The sequence below is a fragment of the Streptococcus parasanguinis genome, from assembly GCF_032163505.1.
In the GTDB taxonomy this organism is placed as follows: Bacteria; Bacillota; Bacilli; order Lactobacillales; family Streptococcaceae; genus Streptococcus; species Streptococcus parasanguinis_V.
The window spans coordinates 1292948-1317752 of record NZ_CP134147.1 but is presented as its reverse complement, the minus strand read 5'-3'; the positions used below and the strand labels follow the sequence as shown (position 1 = coordinate 1317752).

At 43.8% G+C, this 24805-nt stretch carries 23 protein-coding genes; 21 read left to right on the top strand and 2 right to left on the bottom strand.

The annotated features are described in order from the left end of the window. Positions 1 to 34 precede the first annotated feature (34 nt). Positions 35 to 799 carry a hypothetical protein gene (locus tag RIN70_RS06730; protein WP_118095358.1) on the top strand — a complete coding sequence of 255 codons (765 nt, stop codon included), beginning with the start codon at positions 35 to 37 and terminating at the stop codon, positions 797 to 799. Positions 800 to 990: 191 nt separating this feature from the next. Here the strand turns inward: RIN70_RS06730 and RIN70_RS06725 are convergent, their stop codons facing one another. Further along, complete coding sequence (locus tag RIN70_RS06725; RefSeq protein WP_313790472.1) at positions 991 to 3267, bottom strand: LPXTG cell wall anchor domain-containing protein; 2277 nt, start codon at positions 3265 to 3267, stop codon at positions 991 to 993. 479 nt (positions 3268 to 3746) lie between these two features. On the opposite strand from RIN70_RS06725, the gene recJ reads away from it, so the two are divergent. The 6 genes from recJ (at position 3747) to RIN70_RS06695 (ending at position 10331) form a co-directional block, all read left to right on the top strand. Beyond that, positions 3747 to 5972: a single-stranded-DNA-specific exonuclease RecJ gene (gene recJ / locus RIN70_RS06720; protein WP_287319167.1), complete on the top strand. Its 2226-nt coding sequence runs from the start codon at positions 3747 to 3749 to the stop codon at positions 5970 to 5972. Continuing rightward, on the top strand, positions 5969 to 6565 hold the full coding sequence (locus tag RIN70_RS06715) for a TipC family immunity protein (protein WP_118095355.1): 597 nt from the start codon (positions 5969 to 5971) through the stop codon (positions 6563 to 6565). Before recJ ends, RIN70_RS06715 begins: the two co-directional genes overlap by 4 nt. 308 nt (positions 6566 to 6873) lie before the next feature. After that, entirely contained in the window at positions 6874 to 7386 is a 513-nt protein-coding gene (locus tag RIN70_RS06710) for an adenine phosphoribosyltransferase (RefSeq protein ID WP_003002788.1), read from the top strand. Positions 7387 to 7487: 101 nt separating this feature from the next. Continuing rightward, positions 7488 to 8432, top strand: a complete 945-nt coding sequence (gene metA, locus RIN70_RS06705; protein WP_003011482.1) for a homoserine O-acetyltransferase MetA — start codon at positions 7488 to 7490, stop codon at positions 8430 to 8432. 9 nt (positions 8433 to 8441) lie between these two features. Then, positions 8442 to 9125 carry a DnaD domain-containing protein gene (locus tag RIN70_RS06700; RefSeq protein WP_049483308.1) on the top strand — a complete coding sequence of 228 codons (684 nt, stop codon included), beginning with the start codon at positions 8442 to 8444 and terminating at the stop codon, positions 9123 to 9125. A 72-nt stretch (positions 9126 to 9197) separates the two neighbouring features. After that, positions 9198 to 10331: a glycerophosphodiester phosphodiesterase family protein gene (locus tag RIN70_RS06695; protein WP_247923410.1), complete on the top strand. Its 1134-nt coding sequence runs from the start codon at positions 9198 to 9200 to the stop codon at positions 10329 to 10331. 41 nt (positions 10332 to 10372) lie between these two features. On the opposite strand, the gene add is transcribed toward RIN70_RS06695, so the two are convergent. Then, positions 10373 to 11392 carry an adenosine deaminase gene (add, locus tag RIN70_RS06690; protein WP_247923409.1) on the bottom strand — a complete coding sequence of 340 codons (1020 nt, stop codon included), beginning with the start codon at positions 11390 to 11392 and terminating at the stop codon, positions 10373 to 10375. Between the two features lie 136 nt (positions 11393 to 11528). On the opposite strand from add, the gene yghU reads away from it, so the two are divergent. The 14 genes from yghU (at position 11529) to dnaX (ending at position 24787) form a co-directional block, all read left to right on the top strand. Next, complete coding sequence (yghU, locus tag RIN70_RS06685) at positions 11529 to 12320, top strand: glutathione-dependent disulfide-bond oxidoreductase (RefSeq protein WP_247923408.1); 792 nt, start codon at positions 11529 to 11531, stop codon at positions 12318 to 12320. Between the two features lie 81 nt (positions 12321 to 12401). Continuing rightward, positions 12402 to 13091 carry a tRNA (adenine(22)-N(1))-methyltransferase gene (locus RIN70_RS06680; protein ID WP_247923407.1) on the top strand — a complete coding sequence of 230 codons (690 nt, stop codon included), beginning with the start codon at positions 12402 to 12404 and terminating at the stop codon, positions 13089 to 13091. Further along, the gene (locus RIN70_RS06675; RefSeq protein ID WP_247923406.1) at positions 13078 to 13875 is read left to right on the top strand and encodes a Nif3-like dinuclear metal center hexameric protein; all 798 of its coding nucleotides are present in this window, start codon (positions 13078 to 13080) and stop codon (positions 13873 to 13875) included. Before RIN70_RS06680 ends, RIN70_RS06675 begins: the two co-directional genes overlap by 14 nt. A 6-nt stretch (positions 13876 to 13881) precedes the next feature. Next, positions 13882 to 14973 carry an NAD(P)/FAD-dependent oxidoreductase gene (locus RIN70_RS06670; RefSeq protein ID WP_313790471.1) on the top strand — a complete coding sequence of 364 codons (1092 nt, stop codon included), beginning with the start codon at positions 13882 to 13884 and terminating at the stop codon, positions 14971 to 14973. Positions 14974 to 15225: 252 nt separating this feature from the next. Continuing rightward, positions 15226 to 15507: a ZIP family metal transporter gene (locus tag RIN70_RS06665; protein ID WP_201088170.1), complete on the top strand. Its 282-nt coding sequence runs from the start codon at positions 15226 to 15228 to the stop codon at positions 15505 to 15507. A gap of 133 nt (positions 15508 to 15640) precedes the next feature. Next, positions 15641 to 16075 (top strand): hypothetical protein, encoded by a 435-nt coding sequence (locus tag RIN70_RS06660; protein ID WP_195623201.1) that lies wholly within the window; start codon positions 15641 to 15643, stop codon positions 16073 to 16075. 183 nt (positions 16076 to 16258) lie between these two features. Next, positions 16259 to 17128 carry a glucose-1-phosphate thymidylyltransferase RfbA gene (rfbA, locus tag RIN70_RS06655; RefSeq protein WP_003002772.1) on the top strand — a complete coding sequence of 290 codons (870 nt, stop codon included), beginning with the start codon at positions 16259 to 16261 and terminating at the stop codon, positions 17126 to 17128. Beyond that, positions 17128 to 17721, top strand: a complete 594-nt coding sequence (locus RIN70_RS06650; RefSeq protein WP_201088171.1) for a dTDP-4-dehydrorhamnose 3,5-epimerase family protein — start codon at positions 17128 to 17130, stop codon at positions 17719 to 17721. The genes rfbA and RIN70_RS06650 overlap by 1 nt, the downstream gene beginning before the upstream one ends. A gap of 268 nt (positions 17722 to 17989) precedes the next feature. Continuing rightward, positions 17990 to 19036: a dTDP-glucose 4,6-dehydratase gene (gene rfbB, locus RIN70_RS06645; protein ID WP_201088172.1), complete on the top strand. Its 1047-nt coding sequence runs from the start codon at positions 17990 to 17992 to the stop codon at positions 19034 to 19036. 124 nt (positions 19037 to 19160) lie between these two features. Further along, the gene (locus tag RIN70_RS06640) at positions 19161 to 20252 is read left to right on the top strand and encodes a hypothetical protein (RefSeq protein ID WP_201088173.1); all 1092 of its coding nucleotides are present in this window, start codon (positions 19161 to 19163) and stop codon (positions 20250 to 20252) included. A gap of 421 nt (positions 20253 to 20673) precedes the next feature. Further along, entirely contained in the window at positions 20674 to 21312 is a 639-nt protein-coding gene (gene udk / locus RIN70_RS06635) for a uridine kinase (RefSeq protein ID WP_003002524.1), read from the top strand. 192 nt (positions 21313 to 21504) lie between these two features. Further along, positions 21505 to 22185, top strand: a complete 681-nt coding sequence (locus tag RIN70_RS06630) for a YoaK family protein (RefSeq protein WP_049518716.1) — start codon at positions 21505 to 21507, stop codon at positions 22183 to 22185. Positions 22186 to 22613: 428 nt separating this feature from the next. Continuing rightward, on the top strand, positions 22614 to 23111 hold the full coding sequence (locus RIN70_RS06625; protein ID WP_049518741.1) for a GAF domain-containing protein: 498 nt from the start codon (positions 22614 to 22616) through the stop codon (positions 23109 to 23111). After that, a complete protein-coding gene (dnaX, locus tag RIN70_RS06620) occupies positions 23111 to 24787 on the top strand; it encodes a DNA polymerase III subunit gamma/tau (RefSeq protein WP_049518719.1) in 1677 nt (558 codons plus the stop codon). Before RIN70_RS06625 ends, dnaX begins: the two co-directional genes overlap by 1 nt. Positions 24788 to 24805: the final 18 nt, after the last annotated feature.

Below are 24805 nucleotides of genomic sequence, written 5' to 3'. Positions count from 1 at the left end.
TCGATTAGGTCGGATTTAACAAGGAGGTCAGGCTATGAAGCCAAACTATTTCAAACTATTCGCAGGAATTCCACTTATTCTTTGTTGCCTGTTTCTTTCCAGTTGTAAGATCATGAAACCGAGTGATTATAAAAAAGCGAAGGAAGTTGTCAGCAGTGAGCTTGCTAAGGTTGGTCTTCATGGAAATGTTAAAATTAATCGTCTTTCCTGGCAGGCTTTAGAAATTCCAGGTTATAATGTCGATTTTACTTATTCGGAGAAAACCTATGACGGTCAAACCGTACCTCTTGAGGTGCATGCTTTCTTACAAAATGACTGGTCTGATCCCTATGGACAAACCACTCCAAGTTATAAAGAAGTTTTTACAGAGCAGAAGATAGTACAGAAAAAAGAGGCCCAACTACTGGATAAGCTTAAAAAGCAGGATTTAGGCCTGACTCTCTCTTATTTTCATTTTATCTCCAATGTTGATTCTTCTTATCAAAAGGAGTCTGCAGAAGAGTTGGAAGAACTGGCGGCTCAAAATAGGCAAGAAGGAAAGAATGATTTCGCGGGTTATTACCAGATTCCGTACGCCACCCTTATTCAAAAGGGGATGGTTCGTATGATGATCTCAGTAGAAGATGACCAAGCCATCCAGGAAAAGGATTTAAAAGCTGCTGCTAAAAAGTTGGATGCCAGTGATCTTCCAGATGGTGATTATGATTTCTATTACCTGGATTTCAAGAATAAAGATCATGAATCCATCACTTATAAATTCAACGTTAAGGATGGACAGGTTGTGAAATTGGATCAGTAAAAAAGGTAAAATAGAAAAAACGACAGCTCAGGATGAAGGTCCCTGAGCTGTTTTTGTTATCTATTAAAGAAAAACGGGATAAAAAAGAGAACCTTTCGGTTCTCTCTTATTTGTTTCAACTTCTACGAATGAGAGTAGAAGTTTCTTCGTTAGGGGGTTGATAGAAGTAAGGACTGTTCCTAATGATACGATTAGTTATCAGTCAATTTCCGTTTGATTCCAACAGCACCTGCTAAGACAAGAATTCCTGAGAAGACAAGTCCAGATGCAACAACTTCACCTGTATTTGGAAGAAGCGTTTTGCGACCTCCCCCATTGTTTCCACCATTTGAACCTGGCGCACTTGGTGTCGTTGTGGTACCAGAATGATCAGGTTTATTTGGTTTTTCGGGTGTAGTCTTAGGCTCTGCAGTAGTAGTTGTTGTTGTTGACGTTGTGCCTTCCTCACTACTATTGTGGTTTCCTGGTTCTTCTGGTGTTGTATCAGGAGTCTCAGGTGTAGTAGGTACAGTAGTCTTAGGCTCTTCAGAAGTAGTTGAAGTAGTCGAAGGTTCATCGGTAGTCGTTACTGTGGTCTTAGGCTCATCAGTTGTAGTTGAAGTCGTCTTAGGTTCATCAGTAGTTGTTACCGTAGTTGTAGGCTCTTGAGTCGTAGTAGTTGTGGTTGAAGGCTCTTGAGTCGTAGTAGTTGTAGTAGTAGGCTCTTGAGTCGTAGTGGTTGTGGTTGTAGGCTCTTGAGTCGTAGTGGTTGTGGTTGAAGGCTCTTGAGTCGTAGTGGTTGTGGTTGAAGGCTCTTGAGTCGTAGTGGTTGTGGTTGTAGGCTCTTGAGTCGTAGTGGTTGTGGTTGAAGGCTCTTGAGTCGTAGTGGTTGTGGTTGAAGGCTCTTGAGTCGTAGTGGTTGTGGTTGTAGGCTCTTGAGTCGTAGTTGTTGTAGTTGTAGGCTCTTGAGTCGTAGTTGTTGTAGTTGTAGGCTCTTGAGTCGTAGTTGTTGTAGTTGTAGGCTCTTGAGTCGTAGTTGTTGTGGTAGTAGGCTCTTGAGTCGTAGTAGTTGTGGTAGTAGGCTCTTGAGTAGTAGTAGTTGTAGTAGTAGGCTCTTGAGTCGTGGTTGTAGTAGTCGTAGTGGTTGTTGTAGTTGGTTTATTTGAAGTGTTGACCACTTTAATCACGTTGTCATCATCAATTTTCTCAACTTTAGAAGTGTAACCTTCTGGAGTGTTAGTTTCCACTACTGAGTACTCAATCTTCTTACCGTCTTTGATACCTGGCAAATTCGTAAATGCTGCTTTCCAGCCAGAAGCTTTTGTAAGGGTTTGTGTTAACCCATCCAAGGCTTTCCCGTCCGCATACAATTGAACCGTGATATCTTTACGGTCAGCTTCTTCGTCTCCAACCCATTCTTTTTGAACAGTGACAGTTTTATCACCGCTCACCCAGAATTTCAATTCAGTGTTGTTCCAGAATGCTGGGTCAGTTTGAGGTGTTGTAATTTCATCAGCTGTCAATGTAGCATTGTTGTCAACGCGAATGGTTGTCTTAGGAATTAATGTTTGGTATTCAACGATCAATTCATCGCTAGATGCTGTTTTAAAGACATCACTGACATCTGATAAATTCACGGTAAATCCATTGCCGTCCGCATCGAATTTCACATGTTTCCAGAAGTCCCAACCAGAAGCCACCACTTGTCCACCTTTTCTTAATGTAAAGGATGGTTTCAAGTAAGTTCCCACAAAGAATTCATTTGCAGCGTGGTTTGCAGCAGGAGCAAAAGTGATTTTTGAGTAATCTACAGCTGGAGCTTGGATTTTATCCGATACAACAGGGTTTGTGATGGCTTGTTTCTTACCATCCCCGTTGATACGGATGAACCATTTTGTCAGATAGTAGTCATCACCAACATTCATCCATGCATAGTTTTCAGATGCGTCTAATTTGAATTGCTTAGCTACATAGTCACCTGTAAGGTTGTATTTATTTAAGACTGATTCAAATACGCCAGGACCGTCAGGACGTGTAATGATGACAGATTCTGAACCGACTTTAGAAGTGGCGGTCTTGTTTCCAGGATTTCCTGGAGTGCTATCCCATTCTGCTTTGTATGAGAATCCACCTTTGACATTTTCGTTCATTGACTCGATTGCTTTTTTAAAGGTAAAAGTAATCTTTTTGTTTGTCATCGAAATGGTTGCGACTTCAGCTCCATTAGCTTGGAGTGATTGTGTTGCGATTTCAGTGATATTGACACCCTCTGGAGCATCAATGGTAAATGTATCACCGTCTTTAACTGATTTACCAGTTAAATCCCAGTCAAATGAAAAGATAACTTTTTGTCCACTTGCTTGGGCCTTTAAGTTGGTGACGGTTGGTGAAACAGTGGCCGCGCTTACGGGTTTGATCACAGACAAGCCCAAGGCTACCACGCCGATGATAGCTACAAATGCAACTATCTTTTTATAAAGAGATTTCAATTGGCCTCATTTCCTTTCTTCTGCCTGCCCTTTCCGAGGCTTTTCTACATAGTGATATATCCCAAAATAGAAAGGCTTCTAATTTCTACTCCATGAAACCAGCTGCCTCAGTTTAGGATAGATCGATGAATTATATGCTCCTCTTTATGCATTAAAAGAAAACAAACCCACCGACAAAATCAGCTCAAACCCTCTAACTACGTTTGTTTAGATAGAAAAACAAGGGAAATGACAAGCGTCATAATGTTAAAGTGATAATAAACGTTGCAAATTTTAACAGAATAATCATCCCATTGCATATTTAAAAGATTATTATCATCATTATTATATTCTTTTAGTATGATAAGTCAAGTTAAATGCAACAAAAATAACGAAAAATGTTGATTTTGGTTTTTGTATAAGTCGACCTTTTATTTCCCGCCATTTTAGCCTTTCATGTTATAATATTCAGATAAGAAAAAGAGGAGACCAAAAGCTAGATGATCACTTCAAAATACGATTGGCAGTTAGCTTCGCCAAGTGCAGATGAGGCCTTTTTAGCCCTTGCCAAAAAAGCAGGCCTGGAAGCGTCCGTAGCAACCTTGCTGTATGAGCGTGGCATTCAGACCAAAGAGGATTTAGAAGACTTTTTAGAACCCAAGCTGGAGAAGCTACACGACCCTTATTTGCTCCATGATATGGACAAGGCAGTGGAGCGTATCAGACAGGCTATCGAAGATTACGAGCAGATCCTGATCTATGGGGACTATGACGCGGACGGGATGACTTCGGCCTCCATTATGAAAGAAACCTTGGAGCAGATGGGAGCAGAGGTGCAAGTTTACCTTCCCAACCGCTTCACAGATGGCTATGGTCCCAATGAGAGTGTTTACAAGTACTTTATCGAGCAGCAAGGTATTTCTTTGATTGTCACGGTGGACAATGGCGTGGCGGGCAATCAAGCCATAGCCATGGCCCAGGCAATGGGAGTGGATGTCATTGTGACGGACCACCACTCCATGCCAGAGGTTTTGCCAGATGCTTATGCGATCATTCATCCAGAACATCCAGATGCGGCTTATCCCTTCCATTATTTAGCAGGCTGTGGTGTAGCCTTTAAGTTGGCTTGTGCCCTCCTAGAGGAAGTACTGGTTGATCTCTTAGATTTGGTCGCGATTGGGACCATTGCTGACATGGTGAGTCTGACAGATGAGAATCGGATCCTAGTCAAATATGGCCTGGGTGTTCTCCAACATACCCAGCGGATGGGCTTGCAGGAGCTCTTGGAGATCGCTGGGATTCGTCCTGAGGATGTCAATGAAGAAACGGTTGGCTTTCAGATTGCTCCTCGTCTCAATGCCCTTGGGCGTCTGGATGACCCTAATCCAGCCATCGAGCTACTGACTGGTTTTGACGATGAAGAGGCGCATGAGATTGCCCTCATGATTCATCAGAAGAATGAAGAACGCAAAGAGATCGTCCAAGCAATCTACGACGAAGCTAAAACCATGGTTGACCCGAGCTTGTCCGCCCAGGTCTTAGCCAAAGAAGGTTGGAATCCGGGAGTGCTAGGCATTGTCGCCGGCCGTCTATTAGAAGAGCTCCATCAGCCGGTCGTTGTTTTAAGCATCGAGGATGGACGGGCTAAGGGGAGCACTCGCAGTCCTGAGTCGGTCAATATCTTTGAGGCTCTTGATCCTCACCGGTCGCTCTTTGTCGCCTTTGGAGGACATGCCGGTGCAGCAGGGATGACGCTCGAGGTGGACCAACTCCCTGCCTTGTCTCAGGCCCTTACGGATTATATTCGAGAGCAAGAGATTGATCTCAGTAGCAAGTCCAGCTTAGCCATCGACGAGGAACTGCATTTAACTGAACTAACGCTTGAGACTCTGAAAAGCTTTGAACGCTTGAGTCCTTTTGGCATGGACAATAAAAAGCCTGTCTTTTTGGTCCGTAATTTCAAGGTAGAAGGGGCGCGCTCGATGGGAGCTGGCAATACTCACTTGAAACTCAAAATTTCTCAAGAAGATGCGACCTTTGAGGTGGTTGCCTTTGGCTTGGGAAGCTTAGAAACAGAGTTTGCCCAGGCGCAAGACTTAGAGCTAGCCGTTCAATTATCTGTCAACCAATGGAATGGCCAAACAACCCTTCAGCTCATGCTGGTCGATGCGCGTGTGGACGGCGTCCAGCTCTTTAATATCCGCTCCAAAAATGCCAGCCTCCCCGCAGGTGTTCCTGTACTTGATTTTACCAAAGAACTGCCTGATCTAGCAGGAGCAACTGCTGTAGTGGTTGGAAATATCCCTGAGGATATAGAGCAACTGCGTCACATCTTTCAAGAGCATGATTTCCAAGCTGTGTATTTCAAAAATGAAATTGCTAAAGCCTACTATCTGACAGGCTACGGTAGCAGGGACCAGTATGCCAAGCTCTATAAAACCATCTACCAATACCCAGAGTTCGATGTCCGCTACAAACTGAAAGACCTAGCTACCTATCTCAAGATCGAGCAGATCCTCTTGGTTAAAATGATCCAGATCTTCCAAGAATTGGGCTTTGTGACCATTGAAAATGGCATCATGAAGGTCAATAAAGCAGCAGAAAAACGGGAAATCGCAGAAAGCACCATCTACCAAAATCTCAAACAAACGGTGAAAGAGCAGGAATTAATGGCCCTTGGAACCGTTCGCGAAATCTATGACTATCTGACAGAACAGGCCTCATGAAAAAACGTCTAAAAATTACTCTCTGCCTAATTCCCATCCTACTTTTTGCTCTTTATTGGTTTGAAATCTATCTAAGCCTCAAAAATCCTATGGAGGAGATCGCTTACTCTGAAAATGGTGGGCTGATGCGCTATGTGATGTTTAAGCCCTATACAGAAACGATAGGGAACGATGGTATTTGGAAAGAAAACGAGGATTTTCAGACCTACCCCTATTCTAAAGGAATTGTCGATGCTAACGAAGAACTGTCCGTGATGATGTTTAGGGGAACGCCCAACTGGACCTATATGTATGATCTTCAATTGGAAAAAGGTGTGACACTTGGTTTTATATTTAAATACAACTCATCCAAAAAGTTGTTTTTCCAGAAAGAGGTCTACCTTTCTAAAGAAGATACTACCTACGAGGGCCAACAACTCCTTGAGCAACTTGCCACCTATGGCAAAGACCGCACTTGGTTGAAAAACCAAAGTAAGAAGGTCGCCGAGCAATATATCCTGGGTACTTGGTTTAAAAACGGAAGCTCCCGTTATTCCCTGAAAAACTTGGGGGATATGAAAATCGAGTACAACAAATTAATAGAAGGACAGTAAAAGGTTCTTCTAACAATTATTATGAAAGTGGGACAGAAATCGGTAATTCGTTAGAATTCGATTTCGTCGTCCCACCTCCGCACAGTTGAGTAGGGCTGTAAAAGCTGATGAAATCAGCGTAGTAGAGCCCACTCAACAACTGCGTCTTGCTCGACAATCCAAAGACAATTGAGAGGCTAGGACTTTTGTCCCAGCCTCATTTTGCTGTTACTGCAGGTATGGGAAAATGATTTGGCAAAAATGATGCAAGTTAGTAGAATTCATGGTATAATGGAATGTAAAAAATTTTTTATGAAAGAAAGTTAACCATGAATTTAAAAGATTACATTGCAAGCATTGAAAACTATCCACAAGAAGGTATTACCTTCCGTGATATCAGCCCTTTGATGGCAGATGGCAATGCTTATAGTTATGCGATTCGTGAAATCGTTCAATACGCGACGGATAAGAAAATCGACATGATCGTTGGTCCTGAAGCGCGTGGGTTCATCGTTGGATGTCCGGTCGCTTTTGAGTTGGGAATTGGATTTGCGCCTGTTCGTAAGCCTGGTAAATTGCCACGTGAAGTCATCTCTGCTGACTACGAAAAAGAATACGGTGTGGATACCTTGACCATGCACGCCGATGCTATCAAACCAGGTCAACGCGTTCTCATCGTCGATGACCTCTTGGCAACAGGTGGTACGGTGAAAGCAACCATCGAAATGATCGAAAAACTCGGTGGAGTAGTTGCAGGTTGTGCCTTCTTGATCGAGCTCGATGATCTTAAAGGCCGCGAAGCGATCGGCGATTACGACTACAAAGTCTTGATGCATTACTGATATAGTCTAATACTATAACTGGCTACAGAAAAACCATAATTGAAAACTATAAGCTCCTATCATATAATGTTAGTTAAGAACTTGTAAGATGGGAGCTTTTTATGCCAATTACTCTAGATAAAAAATTACCAGCAGTCGATATCCTTCGTTCAGAAAATATTTTTGTCATGGATGATGTTCGGGCGACTCACCAGGATATTCGGCCGATGAATGTTCTCATTCTTAATCTGATGCCGACCAAGGTTGCGACAGAAACCCAGCTCTTACGGCTCCTTGCCAACACGCCCTTGCAGATCAATGTTGATTTCCTCTACATGGCGAGCCATGAATCCAAGAATACAGCGGCTGAGCATTTGGAGAGCTTCTACAAGACCTTTGAGGATATCAAGGATAATTACTATGACGGCTTGATTGTGACAGGAGCGCCTGTCGAAAAGATGGACTTTGAAGAAGTAGACTACTGGGAAGAATTAACCCAGGTCTTTGAATGGTCTAAACGGCATGTCTTTTCTACCTTGCACCTTTGTTGGGGAGCCCAGGCTGGACTGTACCACCGTTACGGGATTCAAAAAGTAGAGCTCTGTGACAAGCTATCGGGTATCTATGACCAAGCAGTGGTGCGTCCCGATAGTCTGCTCATGAGAGGCTTTGACGATCGCTTCCTTGCCCCTCATTCCCGCTATACAGATATTCCTTTGAAGGAAGTCCTTGAAAAGAGCAATCTTCAAGTGATCGCGCAAGGAAATGAAGTTGGGCTTTCCATCATCGCTAGTCCAGATATGCGTGAGGTCTATAGCTTTGGCCATCTGGAATATGATCGCGATACGCTGGCAAAAGAATACCACCGAGATGTCAAGGCAGGTTTGGATCCGGACGTTCCCAAGAATTACTTTGATGGGGATGACGCTAATACAGAGCCTCGCATTCGTTGGAATCTAGCTGCGACGACCTTCTTTAGTAATTGGATCAACTATGCGGTTTATCAAGAAACACCCTACCGCTTGGAAGAATTGGAAAAAGATATTTCATTTTATGGTTACCTATAAAGGGGAATTATGACATATTCACAAGCATTTAAGTATGGCAACTTGGTTCTTCCAAGTGCCTTGCTTTTTCATTATCATGAATTGTTTGACCAAGCAGATGACTATTTGGTTTGGCAGTTTTTCTTCCTTCAAAATACGACCGGCCAAGAGGCCTTAACTCCCAATCAGATTGCTAGTCATCTAGGAAAAACGGTGACAGAAGTCAATCGGATTATGTCCAATTTGACCACCAAGGGACTCCTTCAGTACCGGACCATTGAGCTCAATGGCGAGATTGAAGCCATCTTTGATGCGACCATTGCCCTGGAGCGCTTGGATGAGATTTTAGAAGCCCAGACACAAGGGAAGACACAGAGCGCGCCTGCTAAGGGAAATGTCATCAAGGACTTGGTGGAAACCTTCCAACAAGAACTGGGACGACTCTTGACGCCTTTTGAGATTGAAGACTTGACCAAGACTGTGCGCGAGGATCAGACAGATCCAGATGTGATCAAGGCAGCCTTACGAGAAGCCGTCTTTAACGGTAAGCCTCACTGGAAATATATCCAAGCTATTTTACGCAACTGGCGCAGTGAAGGCATCAACAGCCTGGCCCAAGTAGAGGCGAAACTACAAGAACGCGAGCAAGCCAACCCACGCAATGTGACCGTTTCAGACGATTTCTTGAAGGCCATGGATTTGTGGAAGGATTAAGAGGAGACGATTGATCAATTGAAATGGGGAGAAAAAAACAGACGCAGACGATTTAGATTGCTCTATCCGACTATGTTAGTGGTCGGATTGTTTTTATTGTTTGGCATGATCAGCTTTTACTACGTACGGACCAACCTATTAACTTCGGGCCTGTACCCAGTAGAAGAGACTCTACTAGAGGCTGGCTATACCAAAACGAAGACAGGATTTCGTAAAAAAGATGCCAATGTAATCATTGACATCCAGTGGAACGCAAAAACAAAGGTATTTGATAAAAATCATTATCGCTTTAAAGCCCATCAAGAGACAACTTTCTGGAAGAAAACCTATGTGGATAAGGAAACACTTGAACGTTTGACCAATGGCCAGCTGTCTAACCAATATGGTTTCGTGCAGTACACCAAGGTTAATAAGAAAGATTGGCTAAGGGTTTCTCCAAGACTAATAGCCCACGCTGGAGGGACGGTCCGGGAGAAGGAGTACAATACGAAGTATACCAATTCCTTAGAGGCTTTACGGCAAAATTACAATCTCGGCCATCGCTTGTTTGAAATGGATTTTAATTTGACTAGTGACAAGAAATTAGCTGCAGTTCATGATTGGCACCATTTTGGAAACAAAGATGATGTCGCACCTTCTTCTAAGGAATGGAAGAAATTTCAGGGTTATGGTTCCCAAGAAACACCAAGTCGCTTTACGACCATGTTAATAGGGGATGTGTTTGATCAAATGATAATTAATCGAGATATGGTGTTGGTGACAGATACCAAATCGATGGAAATCCCTAAGGAAGATAGGATTACACAATTTAAAGAACTTGTTTCAGAAGCAAACAAGCGAGACAAAGAACTATTGGATCGTGTGATTCCACAAATTTATCATCAAGAGATGTTCGGAGAAATCGAATCTATTTATCCTTTTAAGCACGTGATCTATACGCTCTACGCCTCACCAGATAGTGGAGAAGAAGTGCTGGATTTTATCGCCAAGCACAAGGAAATCGAGGCGGTGACCGTCCCTATCGACGATTCTCGCTTAACTCCTAAGTTTGTCGAACAGGTACATAAACTTGGAAAACGGGTCTATGTTCATACCATTCAAACCTATGAGAGCCTAACTAAGTATGCTGCGATCAATGTTGATGGCTTTTATACTGGCTTATTGACTCCACAGGATATGGCCGTGTATGAATCCGTATCGAAATAAAACAGAAAACTAGCCCTTTCATCAGGCGCTAGTTTTTTCATTTATAGATAGTCCGCGTAGGCTTTTGCTAGTTTGGTAAGGAGTTCTTGTTTTTCCTCCTCACTAGCAAAGGAAGCCTGGATGGCATCGATATTGTGTTGGTAAAAGTCAGTTTCCTTGGTTTGAAAATGCTGATGATAGAGGGCGTATTCCTTGGTGAGGTCGGTATCAGATACAGTCCGGTTATCGGTATTGATACTGATCCGAGCTCCGGCCGCCTTCATTTTCAAATAAGGGAAATCTTCTATAGTCGGTGCTGCTTTTGTTTGTAGGTTGCTGGTCAAGCAGAGTTCACCAGTGACCCCATTTTCAATAAAGGATTGGAGTAAGGCTGGTTCATGAGATAGAGCCGTCACGTGGCCATTGCGTTTGATGCCAAATGCAATCGATTGGGCAACAAAGTGTGGGCAATGACACTCACCTGCATGAAGCGTCATAGGACGATGGTAACTCTTGACTTGCTCAATTAGAGGTCGAATATCTTCTGGAGAGTAGTTGTGCTCATCCCCGGCAAAGTCAAAACCAACAAAATCCTGATAACTAACTTGGTTGGCTTCTGCAAGAATGCGAGAGGTGACTTCTTGATCGGACTGGCGCATTCCACAGACCAAGGCTTTTGCAACAATGCCAAATTCCTCCTGGGCTTGGCGTAGACCATCGCAGACTGCATCGATAGTTTCTGGGACGGTGAGCCCTTGGTCCATGGACAATTCTGGTGCAAAACGAACTTCGATGTAGACGACATTTTCGAGAGCAGCTTGCTTGGCCACATCGTAAGCAGCAAGCGTCAAGGCTTCCTTAGTTTGAAGGAGGGGCCGAATGTAGTCAAATGCCTCCAAATAGTCCAAAAGATTCTCACAGTGGGCAGGCGCAGTGACATGGTGCTTGAGCTCCTCATCGCTAGCAGGTAGGTCAATATTGGCCATAGCTGCCAGCTGGCGAATGATTGGAAGCGACAAGGAACCGTCTAAGTGACAGTGAAGTTCTGTCTTTGCCAAACTATGAAAATCGATCGTGGACATGGTTTTCTCCTTAAAATTGTATTTTTTCTATACTATCATTTTGACAAAAAAAGTCAAGTAGCCTTCGCGTAGCAGATCTTTGAAAGGGAGCCCAATATTTGATATGCTAGGAGTAGCGAAATAAAGGAGAAGAAAGATGTCAGACTATCAATTACCAGAAGTATGGGAAGCACCGAACCAGATGGGAGGAGCTTGGGGTGGCTTGAACCAACCAACAGCAGGTGCCCGCTTTGAACAAACCCTTCCAAAAGGCGACCAGCCTTTCCAACTCTATACCCTTCCAACTCCAAATGGGATCAAGACTACCATTATGCTGGAGGAATTGAAAGAGCTGGGAGTGGATGCAGGCTATGACGCTTATCGGATCAAGATTGGTGAGGGAGATCAGTTTGGTAGTGACTTTGTAGCCATCAATCCAAACTCGAAAATTCCAGCCATGTTGGATCAATCAGGCGCTCAAGCCATTCGGGTCTTTGAATCGGCCAATATCCTCCTGTATCTAGCGGAGAAATTTGGCAAATTAATCCCGACTGATCTGGCTAAACGGACAGAAGTACTCAACTGGCTCTTCTGGCAGACGGGTGCGGCACCATTTTTAGGGGGAGGCTTTGGTCATTTCTTCCACTATGCGCCGGAGAAAATCGAGTATGCTATCAATCGCTTTGCCATGGAAGCCAAACGTCAATTGGACCTGCTGGACAAGGAACTGGCCACCAAACCTTATATCGCAGGGGATGACTATACCATTGCAGATATTGCCATCTGGTCTTGGTATGGCCGTCTAGCTCAAGACAAGATCTGGGACCGTGCAGGGGTTTTCCTAGATGTGAAGGAATACAAGCATCTACAGGCTTGGACAGAGAAAATTGCCAATCGCCCCGCTGTGAAACGTGGTTTGGAAGTAGAATATAAGGAAATTGATGCATAATGAAAAGGCGCCGTTGCGCCTTTTTTTAATGGTGCAAACATGGTATACTAAAGGGTGGAATAAAAGTTTAGAAAGTAGCACATGGAATTTACAAAATTATCAAATCGCTTGGACTTGGTGGCCAGCTTCGTCCCAGCTGGGGCGCGTCTGTTGGATGTGGGGAGTGATCATGCTTATCTCCCAATCGCCCTTTTACAGGTAGGCAAGATTGAGGCTGCAATTGCTGGTGAAGTGGTAGAGGGACCCTATCAGTCTGCCCTGCAAAATGTCGCCGATAATGGTTTAGAAGACAAGATTGAGGTCCGCCTGGCCAATGGCTTGGCTGCCTTTGAACCAGCAGACGGCATTTCCTGTATCACCATTGCAGGCATGGGAGGACGCTTGATTGCAGATATCCTAGCCGCAGGTCTTGAGAAATTAGCAGGTGTCTCTCGCTTGGTCCTCCAACCCAATAATCGGGAAGATGAACTGCGGGCTTGGTTGGTAAACCATGATTTTCGCATTGTCGATGAAGCTATCTTGGAAGAAAATGAGAAGTTCTATGAGATCCTTGTGGTGGAACACGGTTCTCAAGAGTTGACAGCCAAGGAACTGCGTTTTGGTCCCTATTTGATGCGGGAACAAGCTCCAGCCTTTATCCAAAAGTGGTCCAAGGAAATGGAGAAATTAGCCTTTGCCTTGGAGCAGGTTCCAGCTGAAAATCAATCTGCTAGAGCATCGTTAGAAGAGCGCATTGCTCACATCAAGGAGGTTCTACATGTTAGCAAGTGAAGTCATCAAACGCTATGAAGCCTACTGCCCTCAGGAACTTTCCATGGAGGGAGATGTTCGTGGCTTACAGGTCGGCACTTTGCAAAAAGACATCAAGAAGGTCATGGTGGCCTTAGATATCCGCGAGCAGACGGTGGCGGAAGCTATCGCTCATGGGGTGGACTTGATCATCGTCAAGCACGCGCCTATTTTCCGTCCCATCAAGGATTTGGTAGCTGATCGGGCCCAAAATCAGATTTATATCGATTTGATCAAGCATGATATCGCAGTCTACGTCAGCCATACCAATATTGACATTGTCCCAGATGGTCTCAACGATTGGTTCTGCCAGCTCTTGGACATTGAAGATACAGAGCCCCTCAGTATGACGGGAGAAGGGCTCGGAATTGGTCGCATCGGTCGGGTAGCTACTCAAACCTTTGGACAGTTGGCTAGCAAGGTTAAAGAAACCTTTGGCTTAGATGCTTTGCGCATAGTCAGTTATGACCAGGCGGATTTGGATCGGGTCATTGAGCGCGTCGCCATCTGTGGAGGAAGTGGTCAGTCCTTTTACAAGGATGCTCTTGCTATGGGGGCAGAGGTCTATATCACAGGAGATATCTACTACCATACGGCTCAGGACATGCTGAGCGATGGCCTCTTGGCCTTGGATCCAGGGCACCATATCGAAGTTCTCTTTGTCTCGAAACTAGTAGAAAAGCTCAATCAGTGGAAAGCTGAAGAAGTGTGGGAGATTGAAGTGATTGGCAGTCAAGCCAGTACCAATCCTTTTTATCATATCTAAGGGGGCATGATGAAAGTTGCCATTATCGGTGCAGGGATCGTAGGGTCCACTGCAGCCTATTATTTATCCAAAGAAGCACAAGTGGATGTGACCGTCTATGACCATGGAGTCGGCCAAGCGACTAAGGCGGCAGCAGGCATTATTAGCCCTTGGTTTTCCAAACGGCGAAACAAGGCCTGGTATCGCCTGGCTCGTCTGGGAGCAGATTTTTACCAAGAATTGGTAGAAGATCTGGCCAAGGACGGAATTAAAACAGATTTTTACCAGCAGACCGGCGTCTATCTCCTCAAGAAAAAGGAAGAAAAATTAGACGAACTCTATCAGTTGGCGCTGAGTCGTAGGGAAGAATCTCCCTTGATTGGAGACTTGGCGATCTTGACCAAGGTAGAAGTGGCCCAGCAATTCCCAGGACTGCAAGGTTTTGAGAAGCTGGTCTATGCATCAGGTGGTGCTCATGTGGAGGGAGCCCTTCTAACAGAAACCCTTCTTCAGGTAAGTGGGGCAAGAGTGATCAAGAAAGAGGTTGCTCTCTCAGTCTCAGATGATGGCTATCAGATTGCAGGAGAAAGCTATGACCAAGTTATCCTAGCAACAGGAGCCTGGTTGGGGCAAATCCTTGAGCCACTTGGCTACCAAGTTGATGTCCGTCCGCAAAAGGGGCAACTGCGGGATTATCAGCTAGACCTAGATACTGCTGATTATCCTGTGGTCATGCCTGAAGGAGAGCTGGATATCATTCCATTCCAAAATGGAAAGATCAGTATGGGAGCCACCCATGAAAATGAGATGGGCTTTGACCTGACAGTGGATCAAGTTCTTCTAAATCAGATGGAAGAAGAGGCCTTGACCTATTATCCAGAACTCGCTCAAGCGAAAGTTATCGGGGAGCGCGTAGGAACTCGTGCCTACACCAGTGATTTTTCACCATTTTGGGGAGCCCTTCCTGATCGAGCAGGCCTCTATGTCGCTAGTGGACTTGGTTCGTCTGGCCTCACAACAGGTCCCCTCATTGGTTGGCATCTAGCCCAACTAGTGGTAGGAGGAAACCTGCGCTTGGATCCAGAAGATTATCCAGTTGAACAATATGTGAAGAAGTAGGCTGGGACAAAAGTCCTAGCCTCTCAATTGTCTTTGGATTGTCGAGCAAGACGCAGTGGTTGAGTGGGCTCTACTACGCTGAATTCATCAGCTTTTACAGCCCTACTCAACTGTGCGGAGGTGGGACGACGAAATCGAATTTTAACGAATTACCGATTTCTGTCCCACTCTCTTTTTTTCGAAAGATCTTCCGTAATTTGGCTAAAAATAGTAGAATAGAAGAAGTGAATCATCAAGAAAATGGGAGTTGTTATGAATTGGTTTCAATCGCAATCCGTGGTCATGCAGGCCTTTCTCGCAGGATTGTTTACATGGGGCTGTACCATTGTAGGGTCAGCCATCGTCTTTTTCTTCAAGCATATTAGTCGCAAGTTACTGGACATCATGATGGGATTTGCGGCAGGTGCGATGATCTTCGTGGTAGTTGAAGAGTTGATCCCAGATTCCCAGACCAACGGCAATACAGACGTTGCGACCCTCGGTCTCATGGTTGGCTTTGTCATTATGATGATCCTAGATGTCGCTTTGGGATAAGGATCAGAAAAGGAGAGCATCAGGACAAGCTCTCTTTTTGATTGGTATCATTGTATTTGAGAATGAAAAGATGAAGAACAATTCATCAGATTCAATTCAGAGGCAACACTTAGTTAGCGAGGAAAATCATCTTATGGTAAAAATCAAGTTTAAAAAGAAAAACAAAAGGATGATGAGTGTCATCGCTTTGGCTTTCCTTTTTGCAATTGGGATTTCTTTGTTTTATGTGAATAAAAAATTAGAGGAAAAGCAACGCAATAGAGAGTATGAAGTCAGCCTTGTAAAGACCTTGAAGAATTCTTACGAGGGTATTGAGGAGATTGAGATTATAAATCCATCCTATAGCTCCATTCCTTCAGAAGCATGGGGAGCTGAGGTGAAACTCACATTTGTTGACGGGACTTGCAAGAAACATGTATTAGCTTATGATAAAGATGCGAATAAAATTAAGATAGGGGTCTATCATAATGAAGATGAGGAATTTCAGAGCTTTATGGATTCTAGGAGAGGAACGACAAAATCAAGAGTAAGGGTAAGATATTCGGATGGTTCAGAAGAGAAGCAGTGATCAGTGAATAAAAGTATATCAAGGAGATTTAGTCCGAGCGTCCTATTTGAATCACTATAATGAAGATCGTTAACGAGACTTTTTCTCACAACCTGTCATCACCTTGTAACACAAATGCAAGGTGACTTTTTTATATAAACATGATAAAATAAGGGTAATGACTACGTAGAAAGGCCTAACATTATGAAAGGTATTATTTTAGCAGGGGGATCAGGAACTCGCTTGTATCCATTGACACGTGCGGCTTCTAAACAATTGATGCCCATTTATGACAAACCAATGATCTACTATCCGCTGTCAACGCTTATGTTGGCTGGGATAAAAGATATCCTGATCATCTCAACACCTCAAGACCTTCCTCGTTTTGAAGAGCTTCTTGGAGATGGTTCTGAACTAGGAATTTCTCTCTCTTATGCAGAGCAACCAAGTCCAGATGGTTTGGCGCAAGCCTTCATCATCGGGGAAGACTTTATCGGTGACGATCATGTTGCTCTCATCCTTGGGGACAATATCTTCCATGGAAACGGCTTAACCAAGATGTTGCAACGGGCAGAAGCCAAAGAAAAAGGGGCGACTGTCTTTGGTTACCAAGTCAAAGATCCAGAACGCTTTGGTGTGGTAGAGTTTGACGCGGATATGAATGCTATCTCTATCGAAGAAAAACCAGAACATCCAAAATCGAACTTTGCGGTGACAGGACTTTACTTCTATGACAATGATGTGGTAGAGATTGCCAAAAACATCAAACCAAGTCCTCGTGGCGAGCTAGAAATCACCGATGTTAACAAGGCTTATTTGGAGCGTGGAGATCTCTCTGTTGAGCTCATGGGCCGTGGCTTTGCTTGGTTGGATACGGGAACTCACGAAAGCCTCTTGCAAGCATCTCAATATATCGAGACTGTTCAACGCTTGCAAAATGTCCAAGTGGCTAACCTTGAAGAAATCGCCTATCGCATGGGCTATATCACCAAAGAACAAGTCCATGAATTAGCGCAATCATTGAAGAAAAACGAATACGGACAATATTTGCTCCGTTTGATTGGAGAAGCTTAATGACGGAACAATTTTTTGATAAAGAATTAGCAACCCGCAAAATTGAAGCCATCCCAGGCTTGATGGAGTTTGATATTCCAGTGCGCGGGGATAACCGTGGTTGGTTTAAAGAAAACTTCCAAAAAGAGAAAATGCTTCCCCTTGGATTTCCTGAAAGCTTCTTTGCAGAAGGTAAGTTGCAAAACAATATTTCATTCTCTCGTAAGAATGTTTTGCGTGGCTTGCATGCAGAGCCTTGGGACAAGTACATCTCTGTAGCAGATGAAGGCAAGGTTCTTGGAACTTGGGTAGACCTTCGTGAAGGCGATAGCTTTGGAAACACCTACCAAACCGTGATCGATGCTTCAAAAGGCATCTTCGTCCCTCGTGGTGTAGCCAATGGGTTCCAAGTTTTGACAGACAAAGTTGCCTATACTTACTTAGTCAATGATTACTGGGCACTGGAACTTAAACCAAAATATGCGTTTGTCAACTATGCAGACCCAAGCCTAGACATCCAATGGGAAAACTTGGCAGAAGCAGAAGTCTCAGAAGCTGACAAGAATCACCCATTGCTCAAAGATGTCAAACCCCTAAAAGCAGAAGATTTGTAGAATATAAATCTTAAAACAATCAAGAACATCATTATATAGTTTTTAGCTTTGCTATAAACGAGCGAAGCGAGCTATGTACTTAGGTTTCCGCTGTGAGAAAAGCACCTGAACTACTTTTGTTTCAGGTGCTCGGAAGTTTTGAGACACTAGGCTCAAAACTTAGTCATGGAACTTAGAAGAAGTTCGCTGACGTCCGTACTCACCTAAGGAAAGCTAAAAAAAGATTGATTTAAGGAACAATCAAAACTAAAAATTATTTGGAGAAAAAATGTCAGAATATAAACATATCATCGTAACCGGTGGCGCTGGTTTCATCGGTTCAAACTTCGTACACTATGTCTACAACAACCATCCAGATGTCCATGTGACAGTTTTGGACAAACTTACTTATGCTGGTAACCGTGCCAATATCGAAGAAATCCTTGGAGATCGTGTTGAGTTGGTGGTGGGAGACATCGCTGATGCTGAATTAGTTGACAAATTGGCTGCTAAGGCTGATGCTATTGTTCACTATGCGGCTGAAAGCCACAATGACAACTCCCTCAAAGACCCATCTCCGTTTATCTACACAAACTTTGTTGGAACTTACACACTCTTGGAAGCTGCTCGTAAATACGACATTCGTTTCCACCACGTGTCAACAGACGAAGTGTATGGAGACCTTCCATTGTGCGAAGATCTTCCGGGACATGGGGAAGGTCCTGGTGAAAAATTCACTGCTGAAACCAAATACAACCCATCATCACCTTATTCATCAACCAAGGCTGCTTCAGACTTGATTGTGAAAGCTTGGGTACGTTCATTTGGTGTCAAGGCAACGATTTCGAACTGTTCAAACAACTACGGGCCATACCAACACATCGAAAAATTCATCCCACGTCAAATCACCAACATCTTGTCAGGGATTAAACCAAAACTTTATGGTGAAGGCAAGAACGTCCGTGACTGGATCCACACCAACGACCACTCAACTGGTGTTTGGGCTATCCTCACTAAAGGCCGTATCGGTGAAACTTACTTGATCGGTGCTGACGGTGAAAAGAACAACAAGGAAGTGCTTGAATTGATCCTTGAAAAAATGGGTCAACCAAAAGACGCCTACGACCGTGTAACAGACCGTGCTGGTCATGATTTGCGTTACGCCATCGATTCAACCAAATTGCGTGAAGAATTAGGTTGGGAACCACAATTCACAAACTTCGAAGCAGGTTTGGAAGACACCATCAAGTGGTACACAGACAACCAAGACTGGTGGAAAGCTGAAAAAGAAGCTGTAGAAGCCAATTACGCGAAAACACAAAAAGTTTTGAAATAATAAAGAAAGTCCAAGTGGAAAACTGCTTGGGCTTTTTCTTTTATTTTCTGAAAATCAAAAAATTAACCATTGATTTGTGGTATAATATGATTAGTTTTTTTAATGAATCAATAAGGGGGATATGATGAATCAAAAAGATTGGGTTGAATACTTTGAAGCGGTCAATGGTCGCAAGCCAAGTATGCAAGAATTTCAAGAAGCGCGTGAAAAAGGGGAGTTTGTTGTAGAGCGAAAAGAAGCACCAGCTCCAGCAACTGAAGCGCAGGCTCCTTCTCAGGAAGCGCCTGTTGCACCTAGTGCACCTCTTTCACAAGAGTCGACGGCTTTTGTACAACCACAACCATCGGCGAAAACCTTGCAACCTGTTCCAAGACCGAAAAAATTGACATTTTCTTTCAATAAACAAACAAAGATTGGGGTCGCAGTTGCGGGACTTGTCGCAGTAATTGCTCTTGCTTGGTTCTTTTTCTTTTCAGGTGGACCAAGTCTAGATGGGGTTTGGTTGAGAAATACGGATTCTAGTCCGGTCACTTATGAACTAAGTGGAAAGAAACAAAAAGTCAATGGTGGCGAGACCATCAAAAAGGTTCTCAAAGGCAATGAAGCGAAAAAAGAATTTAATACAGCACTTTCTTTGTTAAATGCGACGGACTTGCATTCACTTGCGGATGTCGATAAGAAATTTAACCTGAAGACGACAGAAATAGTTGTTATTAAGTCTGGTGGGAACACACGCTATAACTTGCTCCAAAAAGACGGAAGCAATATTATTTTAAGAAATGATTTATTCGACTTGAAAACTTATAAATCATACGAAGGAAACTTTGAAGAAAATTTGGTTTATCACAAGGTTGAAACACCTAAGGCCATGGTTGGAAAATGGAAGAATGTGACAGAAGGAGATAATACAACTGTTCAGATTTCAGATCATGGAATTATTAGTGATAAGTATTACGATAGCAAGGCTTACGCATTCTATTCTCTAGCTGATTCAGAAAAGTATGATGGAGACACGACTTCTAAAGAAGAAATTGAACACACATTTGAAGTCATTCAAGAAGCGGTGAAATCAGAAGGCTATCAAGTGAAGAGCGCTAAGGAAGTCTATATACAAGCTAATTCAAATTATTGTTTCGTACCTGTCAACGGTGGAAAAAATATACTTGTCTTACGTGGTGGTAATGAATTTGCCGCAAAATTAGAAAAAGTGAAATAATGAAAGGACCGCAAGGTCCTTTTAGATTGAAGACAAAGTCATCTTAGAAACTTTCCTTAGGTGAGTACGGACGTCAGCGAACTTCGAAGAAGTTCCATGACTTAGTTTTGGACCTAAGGTTCCAAAACTCCCGAGTGCTAGAAACATCACTGTTTCTAGCACTTTTCTCACGGCGGAAAGTTTCAGTATATTCTTGATTCATTTAAAAAATTAGAACTCATTTTTATTTCTTTGCAAGATCACCTGGCTTTTTTTCTAAAGAACAAGTTTATCTAGATAATCAAAGGACCGGAAGGTCCTTTTTGTTTCCAAATTTCTGACTGAAAAACTATTCATGTCTAGGCAAAAATATGGTAAAATGGATAAGATGTGTCTGAGATGTCTATTTCTTCTCAGACGACTAGAGGTAATGGAGTAGAAAATGCAAAATAGACCTATTATTATTGGTGTTACTGGTGGCTCTGGTGGAGGAAAGACCAGTGTGTCTCGTGCCATTTTGGCTAATTTTCCGAATGAAAAGATTGCCATGATTGAGCATGATTCTTATTACAAGGACCAAAGTCATTTGACCTTTGAGGAGCGGATCAAGACCAACTATGACCATCCTTTTGCCTTTGATACGGATTTGATGATTGCGCAGATCAATGAACTCTTGGAGGGTCGTCCGGTGGATATCCCAACTTATGACTATGCAGAGCATACACGCAGCAGCAAGACCTATCGTCAGGAACCACAAGATGTTTTCATCGTGGAAGGAATCTTAGTTCTTGAAGACAAGCGTCTTCGGGACTTGATGGATATCAAGATCTTTGTGGATACGGATGATGATGTGCGGATTATTCGCCGGATCAAGCGCGATATGGAGGAGCGTGGCCGGAGTCTCGATAGTGTCATTGAGCAATACCTTGGTGTGGTAAAACCGATGTACCACCAGTTCATCGAGCCAACCAAGCGTTATGCGGACGTGATCATTCCTGAGGGCGTGACCAACACAGTTGCGATTGATTTGATCACAACCAAGATTGAAAAAATCCTCAACGAAGCGCGTGAGGGAAAATAAAATAGGGAGAAAGAGGGCAATCGCTCTCCAATCTTTTCACATTAGTTGGAATAATTGAATGTCGCAGTAGTTGGTGAGACTCTTCATTCGCCTAAAAGCTCGAAAGAGTTCTCAATCAATGTTTCGGGGGTGGTATGAGAAATGTTTTTTAACATTCTGTACCACTCCCTCTTTTTCCTAGGGAGAATGGAAATGAAAAGGGAGTTTCATTCGCGGACCAAGGCGTTCGCTTGTTTATTGACCATGTGTGCTGGTTTTTCAGATGCCTATACCTTTATCTGTCGGGGTGGGACCTTGGCGGCAGGCCAGACGGGAAATGTGGTCTTTCTATCGGTTGGTTTGATTGGCCAGCAGATCTCAGATGTAGAAGTAAAGTTAGCGACCATGTTGGCCTTTATGCTGGGAATCTTTTTGATGACGGTTTTGCGGCGGTTGATTGACAATTCAGTCTGGCGCCTCAGTACCTTAGTGCCCTTTATCCTCACAACCTTGGTGACGGGATTTTTACCAGCATCGGTAAAAAATGTCTTCATCGTGCCTTTTTTTGGCTTGAGTTTGGGAATCGTAGCGACCTCTTTTGGAGAAGTGGATGGCTACGCTTATAATCATTCCTTTATGACGGGAAATCTCAAGAAAACCATGGTGGCTTATGGGAATTTTGTTAGAGAAAAGGAGAAGAAATTTCTTTGGGAAGCCATCTTTATGACCTGCTTGATTGGGAGTTTCGTCTTTGGGGCCATTTTTTCAACCTACTTGATCCAGTATTATGGGCTCAAGACCATCTGGCTGGTCTCCATCATCTTGACTATCTTTTTAATCTACCGTGCCATTCAATATTTTGAAGTCTTTCACTTCAATCGGCGACATGAATAGATAAAGGTATCATAAAAAACTTTCCTTAGGTGAGTACGGACGTCAGCGAACTTCTTCGAAGAAGTTCCATGACTAATTATTGAGCCTAAGGTCTCAATAATTCCGTGTGCCTGAAGCAGTTAAGCTTCAGGCACTTTTCTCACAGCGGAAAGTTTAGTATATTCTTGATCAATTTAAATTAATGAGACCTCAGTTTTATCTCTTTGCAGAATCGCTTAAGTTATTTTACTAAAAATTAGTTTATCTATATTCCAGAGGCTGGGACAAAATCCTAGCCTCTCAATTATTTTTGGATTGTCGAGCAAGACGCAGTGGTTGAGTGGGACGACGAAATCGAATTCTAAGGAATTACCGATTTCTGTCCCACTCTTTTTTCTTTCGCTGTTTGAAGCTTAATTTTTGGGCAAAGATTTGGTATAATGGAAGGTATGAAACATTCGGAAAAAGAATCACAATACCAGCTCTTGCTGGCTCAATTAGACGCTCTCTTAACAGGAGAAAGCAATGCCTTGGCTAATCTGTCCAATGCCAGTGCTCTTTTAAATCAAGCCCTGCCTCGTTCGGTCTTTGCAGGTTTTTATTTGTATGACCAAACAGAATTGATCTTGGGACCTTTTCAGGGAGGTGTTTCTTGTGTCCATATCGATCTTGGAAAGGGTGTCTGTGGAGAAGCAGCTCAAAAGCAGGAAACCATCATTGTCGATGATGTGCGCCAGCATGCCAACTATATTTCCTGTGATAGTCGGGCTATGAGTGAGATTGTGGTGCCTATGGTCAAGGACGGTCAGCTCCTTGGAGTTTTAGACCTGGATTCGGAGTGTGTCTCTGACTACGATCAGCTGGATCAGGAGTATTTAGAAAAGTTTGTCGCTCTCTTGATCGATAAGACAAACTGGGACTTTAAGATGTTTGGGGTTAAGAACTAATGTATCAAGCTTTATATCGGAAATACCGGAGCCAGACCTTTGGCCAATTGGTCGGCCAGCAAGTAGTGGCACGGACATTGAGACAGGCTGTCGAGCAGGAGAAGATCAGCCATGCCTATCTCTTTTCTGGTCCTCGTGGTACTGGGAAAACCAGTGTGGCCAAGATCTTTGCTAAGGCTATGAACTGTCCTAATCAAGTCAATGGGGAGCCTTGTAACGAGTGCTATATCTGTGAATCCATTACCAATGGGAGCCTAGAAGATGTCATCGAGATCGATGCGGCCTCCAACAATGGGGTTGATGAGATTCGAGATATTCGCGACAAATCCACCTATGCTCCGAGTCTAGCCAAGCACAAGGTCTACATTATCGATGAGGTCCATATGCTTTCGACAGGGGCCTTTAATGCCTTGTTGAAGACCTTAGAAGAGCCAACGGAAAACGTGGTCTTTATCCTTGCAACAACGGAGTTACACAAAATTCCAGCCACCATTCTGTCTCGGGTGCAACGCTTTGAATTCAAAGCCATCAAACTGCCGGATATCGGTCATCATTTGGAAAGTATCTTAGCTACAGAAGGCATTGCCTATGAAGCGGATGCTGTGCAGATCATTGCTCGGCGCGCTGAAGGTGGGATGCGAGATGCCTTGTCCATTTTGGACCAAGCCCTGAGTCTGACTGCGGGTAGTGAGTTGACGACAGCAATCGCAGAAGAGATTACAGGCTCCATCAGTCTAGCTGCGCTCGATCAGTACGTGGCTGCCATCCTGGCTCATGATGCGACAGCGGCGCTGGATCAGCTGGCGATTATCTTTGATAATGGGAAGAATATGGCCCGTTTCGTCACGGACTTACTTCAATACCTGAGAGATCTCTTGATTGTCCAGACAGGTGGAGAAAATACCCACAATAGTGACTTGTTTGCGGCCAATCTGGAAGCCGATCAAGCCCGTCTTTTTGACCTGATTGACCAGGCGACGACCAGTCTAGCGGATATCAAAAATAGTCTGCAACCGCGCATTTACACTGAAATGATGACCATTAAATTGGCTGAAAGCACGGGCCAAGTTTCTAACTCAGCAGCTGTGGAGGTTCCTTCCAATGTGCTAGCTCAGCTGGAAGACTTGAAGAAGGAAGTCGCTCAACTCAAGCAACAGTTAGCGCAATCAGGTAGCAGTCTTCCTGCTTCAAAACCAGCGGTAACTCGTCCAACCAAGTCGAGCAAGGGCTACCGTGCAGATCGAAACAAGGTCAATGCCATTTTACAAGAGGCGGTTGAAAACCCAGAGTTGGCACGGACCAACTTGATCCGTCTTCAGAACGCTTGGGGAGAAATCATCGAAAGCTTGGCGGGTGCGGATAAGGCCCTCTTAATCGGATCTCAGCCGGTCGCTGCCAATGAAAATCACGCTATTTTAGCCTTTGAGTCTGCTTTTAATGCTGAACAGACCATGAAGCGGGACAACCTCAATACCATGTTTGGCAATATCCTCAGCAATGCTGCTGGCTTCTCACCAGAGATTTTAGCGGTTTCGATGGAAGAATGGACCCAAATTCGGGCAGAGTTTTCGGCTAAGGCGCGTGGGCAAAAAGCGGAAGTGGTAGAAGAAGAGGAAAGTGTCATCCCTGAGGAATTTCACTTTTTATCCGATAAAATCACCCTGCAAGACGATTAAGACATGAATTTTTTACTG